The organism is Erysipelatoclostridium sp. An15, assembly GCF_002160675.1.
GTDB lineage: Bacteria > Bacillota_I > Bacilli_A > Erysipelotrichales > Coprobacillaceae > Thomasclavelia > Thomasclavelia merdavium.
Window position 1 is genome coordinate 1 of record NZ_NFLA01000082.1, and the last position, 6693, is coordinate 6693.

General features: G+C 32.9%; 7 protein-coding genes. 4 read left to right on the forward strand and 3 right to left on the reverse strand.

What is annotated here, in order from left to right; translation table 11 throughout:
• The coding region (locus B5E92_RS15575) for a hypothetical protein (RefSeq protein ID WP_158095251.1) at positions 1-564 on the forward strand (564 nt) is incomplete at its 5' end.
• Between the two features lie 262 nt (positions 565-826).
• Positions 827-1261 (forward strand): DUF1810 domain-containing protein, encoded by a 435-nt coding sequence (locus tag B5E92_RS14700; protein ID WP_087303402.1) that lies wholly within the window; start codon positions 827-829, stop codon positions 1259-1261.
• A gap of 14 nt (positions 1262-1275) precedes the next feature.
• Here the strand turns inward: B5E92_RS14700 and B5E92_RS14705 are convergent, their stop codons facing one another.
• The 3 genes from B5E92_RS14705 to B5E92_RS14715 all read right to left on the reverse strand — a co-directional run bounded on the left by B5E92_RS14705 (position 1276) and on the right by B5E92_RS14715 (position 5069).
• Positions 1276-1797 carry a DUF6431 domain-containing protein gene (locus B5E92_RS14705; RefSeq protein WP_087303404.1) on the reverse strand — a complete coding sequence of 174 codons (522 nt, stop codon included), beginning with the start codon at positions 1795-1797 and terminating at the stop codon, positions 1276-1278.
• Between the two features lie 274 nt (positions 1798-2071).
• Positions 2072-3712, reverse strand: a complete 1641-nt coding sequence (gene treC, locus B5E92_RS14710) for an alpha,alpha-phosphotrehalase (protein WP_087303406.1) — start codon at positions 3710-3712, stop codon at positions 2072-2074.
• A 7-nt stretch (positions 3713-3719) separates the two neighbouring features.
• Complete coding sequence (locus tag B5E92_RS14715) at positions 3720-5069, reverse strand: glucose PTS transporter subunit IIA (protein WP_239406500.1); 1350 nt, start codon at positions 5067-5069, stop codon at positions 3720-3722.
• Between the two features lie 77 nt (positions 5070-5146).
• On the opposite strand from B5E92_RS14715, the gene B5E92_RS14720 reads away from it, so the two are divergent.
• Together B5E92_RS14720 and B5E92_RS14725 are read left to right on the forward strand one after the other, a co-directional pair.
• Positions 5147-5365 (forward strand): hypothetical protein, encoded by a 219-nt coding sequence (locus B5E92_RS14720; protein WP_002604486.1) that lies wholly within the window; start codon positions 5147-5149, stop codon positions 5363-5365.
• Between the two features lie 128 nt (positions 5366-5493).
• A complete protein-coding gene (locus tag B5E92_RS14725) occupies positions 5494-6438 on the forward strand; it encodes a DUF6017 domain-containing protein (RefSeq protein WP_002604485.1) in 945 nt (314 codons plus the stop codon).
• Positions 6439-6693: the final 255 nt, after the last annotated feature.

Sequence of the window (6693 nt, forward strand, 5' to 3'; positions counted from 1 at the left end):
AGGATATATAGTCTACAAGAAAAAGTGGAATCAGGAATACCGTTAAAAGAAAAAGAAGCCTATGATAAGATCAAGATAGCAACGATTTATACAAGCAGTAAACATGAAATAAGCCAAAAATATGAACAGAATGATGAATTATTAAGAGTGGTGATGTTACTGTTTGGAATGAGCGGAAGAAGTGTTCAAGAGATAAGGGGAATTTTAGAAAAAGAATATGATTTTAAAATGAGTGATAAACTAAAGAAAGGAGTTGAAAATATGTGTAACTTAGCGCAAGGATTAATAATTGAAAATCAAGCATTAGGACGACAAATAGGAAAAAAAGAAGGAATATTAGAAGGACGCGCTAAAGAAAAATATGAAATATTAATAAGTCTATTAGAACAAACAGATATTTCATTGAAAAAAGCAATGGAGATAGTTGGATTAGTAAAAGAAGATGAAATCAAGGAAACTATTGATAAACTGATTGAAGATTTAACTTTAAAAGAAGGCTATATAAATGGAAAACCAACTACTATAACAATAGAAAGAATAATTAATGAAGCAAAGAGGAATTAGTTTAATGTTATAACTAATTCCTCTTTGTTAATCTATATTAATAAGAAAAACAATTTATAAAATGTTTTCTTTTATCATAAATTTGTAAGAATATTATCATTAAATACAGTGATATAACTAGATATAATGCGCTAGAATTTTATCAGGAGGTGGCAATATGAAAAGAATTAAAGATTTTTTTGCTATCGTAGTATTTAGTTTTAAGCTCTATTTTAATAAATAAATTAAAATTTATGATATGATGAATATAGGTGGTGATTAAATGGCTGATTTACAACGTTTTATTGATGCTCAAAAAAATAGCTATGATCAAGCTTTAAAAGAAATAAAAAATGGCTGCAAGGTTAGTCATTGGATGTGGTATATTTTCCCACAGATTAAAGGATTGGGGCATAGTTCAACTGCAGTTTATTATGCTATTGATTCTTTAGATGAGGCTAAAGAATATCTCCAAAATCCTATTTTAAATAAAAGATTATTCGAAATTAGTAATGCATTATTAGAATTAAAAAATAATAATCCAGTTATAATTTTAGGTTATCCTGATAATTTAAAGTTACAATCATCAATGACATTATTTTATGTGGCAAGTAAAAATAAAGTTTTTAAACATGTTATTGATAAATTTTATGATGGGCAATTTGATAAAAATACGTTAAGAATTATTGGTATTGAAACTAATAGTGATCTGCAATAAAGCAAATCACTATTTTAATATTTGATGATATTAATATTTCTTTTCATTTGCATAAATTGACTATGATGATGATCAAGAAAATAATTTACAATATTAGATTCATTACTTTCTAAAGATAAATTTGCACTTTCTAAATAGATTTTCCATTTCTTTTCATAATTCTTGACTACATAATAGATATTTGATAAATCAATGGCACTATGCTGATCTAAAAAATCAACTAATGAATGATTATAATATGATTTCAATATTTCGATTTGTGTAGCTACTAAAAGCATTGAAGAAGGAACCATATTTTGAACAAGAACTGCATGAGTTCTACCGCAATGTTTACACATTACTCTTTGAATTTGAATACAGATTTTTCGATCGGGAATTTTATAATGACGAGGATATGTACCAATTTTAACTAAAGTGCCTTTTTGACCACAAGTACACCTTATCTTTTTAAAATTGATTAATTTAATTATTGAGTCGTATAATTCTTGGGTTATTTCAACATTAAAATATTCGCTATTATCGGTGATGGCAATCATATTATCCCTCCATTTATAACTAAAAATTTATCTAGATGTAATAGTTAAATTATTTAATTATAAAAAGGGTAATCGAAGATCAATAAAGTATAGTGGGTTATAATAGTTAATAGGTCGTTAGGGTAATACTGTATCTTCTATTATTATATCAGTTAAATTTGTTAATCGGTAGCAACAGTTTTGAATAATTATTAAAATTAAACTACTAATTTTAAATTATAATAAAAAAGAGATTTCTTATTTCACTAAAAAATCTCTTGATAATCGATATATATTATTTTTTGATTAAAACTAACGATTCATATGGTTTTAAAATTATTGTATCTTCTAATGTGTTTCTTTGAACATTAGAAAGTAAAATATCATATTGACTAGCATCAACAGTAATTGTTGATTGATTATCATCATAGAAATGATTATAGACAATTATTTCATCATTTTGATCAATTCGTTTATAAGCAAAAATAGTAGGATGATCAAGTAATAATGGCTCATACGCACCTTGTAGGATAACTGAATATTGTTTACGTAATTTAATAAGTTTTTGATAGTAATAGAACACTGAATCTAAATCTTTTAAATTGTTTTCAACATTTATATCATGGTAATTTTCATTGACAGCAATCCATGGTTCTACATTAGAAAATCCAGCGTAACAGTGATTATTCCATTGCATTGGTGTTCGTGCGTTATCTCTAGATTTACTTTGTAAGATTTGATAAATTTCATCTTCTGACATGCCATTTTGTTTTAAGATTTTAAAAGCATTTAAACTTTCAACATCTTGGTATTGTTCAATGTTATCAAAGTAGGCATTGGTCATTCCAATTTCTTCTCCTTGATAGATATAAGGAGTTCCTCTTAGTAAATGAATTGTTGTTGCAAGCATTTTAGCGGATTCTTTAGGGTAGTTTTTATCATCCCCAAATCGTGAAAGAACTCGGGGCTGATCATGACAGCACCAAAAAAGTGCGTTCCAGCCATGACCCTCTTGCATGCCTAGTTGCCAATCATTTAATAATTGTTTTAATTCTTGAAAATCAAAAGGCATTAAAGTCCATTTTTCTTTATTTTTATAGTCTACTTTTAGATGATGGAAGCTAAATACCATTGATAATTCATGATTATTAGGATTGGTATAACCAACGCAATTATCTATTGATGTTGCTGACATTTCCCCAACCGTAATAATATCATCATATTTTCCAAAAGAATTTTGAGCTAATTCTTGAAGATATGTATGAACTAAAGGACGATCTGTATAGAATCTTTTTCCAACTCCTTCATAATCATCTTCAAATGATTCTTTATCGATTAAATTAATGACATCAAATCGAAAACCTTTTATTCCTTTTTCAATCCAGAAATTAACGATATTAGCCATTTCTTTTCTAACTTCAGGATTTTTCCAGTTCAAATCTGCCTGAGTTTCATCAAATAAATGTAAGTAATATTCATCAAATTTTTCGACATATTTCCAGGCATTACCACCAAATTTAGATTGCCAGTTAGTTGGCGGATTACCATTTTTCCCTTTTTTGAAAATATAATAATCTTTGTATTTTTGTTCGCCATTTAATGCTTTTTTAAACCATTGATGATTAGTAGAAGTATGATTAAAGACCATATCGAACATTAAGTAGATATTATGTTTTTTAGCCTCACTGATCAACTTTTCTAAATCAGCCATTGTGCCATAGCTAGGATCAATAGCGTAATAATCTTCAATATCATAACCATTATCATTTTGCGGTGAAACAAAAATAGGATTTAACCAAATATAATCAACACCTAGTTTTTCTAAATAATCTAGATGCTTAATAATTCCATTAATGTCACCAAAACCATCATTATTACTATCTTGAAATGATTTGGGATAAATTTGATATACAACTTTATCTTGAAAATTTGCCATTTTATTATTATCCTTTCCATTTAAAAATATTTTCTTGTTTTAATTGTACAAATTGCTCATTACATTCAATATGCTCGCCACTAGTAAATACAACCGGAGAAACAACCGATTTTTTTTGTGATAAAACATATTCAAGATCTACTTTAGCGATAGTTTGTCCTTGTTTAATAAAGTCACCTTGATTAACGAAAGATTCAAAACCCTTACCATTTAACTGGACGGTATCCATACCAATATGAATTAAAACTTCTAATCCATCATCACGTTTCAATCCATAAGCATGTTTGGTAGGAAAAGTCATTATCACTTCACCACTAAATGGTGCAATAATTTCACCGTTTTTTAATTCTACTGCAAAGCCATCACCCATTAAGCCTTGTGAAAATACCTGATCTTCTACTTTAGATAATGGTATTAGATTGCCAGCCATTGGGCAAATAAAATCTTTTTCTTTATTTGATTTTGCAGGGGTTGCTAATTTTTTTCTACCAGATACATAAGTTAAAATAAAGGGGATACCAATAGCAACAGCCATCGCTAATAAATAATAACCCCAGAATTCTGGTTTGATTGAAATAATTGCTGGTAGTCCACCAATTCCAATACTGAAAGCCTGGATACCAAACCCAACTGAGATTGCAGCTGCAATCGCTGAACCAATCATACCACTAATTAATGGAAAATGATGTTTAATATTTACATCGAATAAAGCTGGTTCACTAACACCTAAATAACAGGAAATACAGGCAGGGGCATTTATTTTACGAGCATTTTTGTCATTTCTTTGTAATACAAACATCGCTAATACACTAGAAGCCTGAGCTATATTAGACAAAGCAATCATTGGCCAAAGAATAGTACCACCAAAAGTAGTAGTTAAAATAGTATCAATGATGATTGTTAAATGATGCAATCCCGTCATGACAAAAGGAACATAAATAAAACCAATTATGGCAGCTATAATTATTGCCAGGTTTGAAGTAAAGGCGCTATTAACAACATTTGCGATAATACTTTCAATGATTAAACCAATAGGACCTAAAATTACATAAGTAACAAATACAGTCAATATTAAAGAACAAAAGGGAACAATAATCATTTTAATAGCATTTGGAATAATTTTATTAAAAGATTTTTCTATAAATACCAGCATAAAACCTGCTAGCATAGCCGTAATGATTTGTCCTTGATAATCGGTTATTGAAATTTGAACAACTCCTAATTCCAAGCTAGAAATTGACTGTGGTATAACTAATAATGAGGTGTGATAGCGATAGCGGCAAAAAGCTAATAAAATCAATGGTTTTGCGGACAGCGGATAGACAGGGAATGTGTTAAAAACTGAATACGCACACAAACGGCGTTACCTTAACCCCTTTGGGGGAGAAAGTAACGCCGTTTTTTTATGCCCGCAGGAAAGGAGGTGCAGCCGGAATGTATTTCACAAAGGGCAAGCAGCGGGCGTTTGAATTGCTCATGCAGCAGAAGCCGGGATTTGACCGCTATCAATCCGGTTGTGCCGGAGATGATGAAGATTGCGGCACTTGCCGTTTCTACCGCCCCGGGTGGAAATATGAGTTTTGCGTTTTCAAAGAGTGTCCCTATTGCCCCGGCAAAAGGACGCGGAAAACGCACGCCAGCATGGACAAATAGACGGGCAAAAGCCCTTGTGCCATGCGGCTTTGCAGACGCGAAAACGGCAAAGGGCATATTGCAATACCAAAACAGCCGAAAACGGCTTTCTAATTGTCCACGCATACCAAGAGAGGAAGTGAGGAAATATGGCAGTTTTCAGAGTGGAGCGAAATACGGGATATACCGTTATGAGCAACCACCACTTGCGAAACAAGGAATTGTCCTTAAAGGCAAAGGGCTTGTTGTCGCAAATGCTTTCGCTGCCCGAAGATTGGGATTATACCCTTGCGGGCTTATCCCATATCAACCGGGAGAAGATCGACGCAATCCGCGAAGCGGTAAAGGAACTCGAAAAAGCCGGATATATCGTGCGCAGCCGGGAGCGCGACGAAAAGGGACGCTTGCGGGGCGCAGATTACGTCATATACGAGCAGCCGCAGCCGCGAGAGCCGGAAGCAGCTACCAGCGGCGGACAGCCGCCTATATTGGATTTACCTACATTGGAAAATCCAACATTGGATAATCCAACGTTGGAAAAACCTACGCAGGAAAAACCTACGTTGGAAAATCCAACGCAATTAAATAAAGATATATTAAGTAAAGAACAATCAATTACTGATTTATCAAGTACCGATTCCATTCCTTTCCATTCCCTAAACCCCTTGCCCTTTGCGCATGGCGAAGCGGCTACGCCGCCGGAAAGGAAAAGAACGGAAGCGAAAAGCAATAGCGCAGTAGAGATTTACAGGGAGATTATCAAGGACAATATCGAATACGACCATCTCATTCAAAACTGCAAAATTGACAAAGACCGTTTGGACGAGATTGTTGACCTTATGCTGGAAACCGTCTGCACAGCCCGAAAGACAATCCGTATTGCCGGGGACGACTACCCCGCCGAATTGGTGAAATCCAAGTTTTTGAAGCTGAACAGCAGCCATATTGAGTTTGTTTTGGATTGCATGAGGGAGAACACAACCAAAGTGCGCAACATCAAGCAGTATCTAAAAGCGGTGCTGTTCAACGCGCCGAGTACCATTGACAGCTACTATACCGCCCTTGTCAATCACGACTTATACGGCGGCGAATGAGCATAGCCGCACTTTACCGGGAAAGGAGTTGATACCTTGCAGGAGGAAGTAACCCAAAAAACGATTGCCCTATACGTCAAAGTGGGAAAAGGCGCGGCGCGGCTTACCGAACAGGCGTTACAGAAAGCAATCCAAAAGTGTTGATTAGCGAATTATATTAGCTAATTATTTTCAAATTAAATTAGTTATTTTTGAAGAAGATTTTTATAAATTAATTATGATAGTCAAATTATTTTAACTATTATATTTAAATTA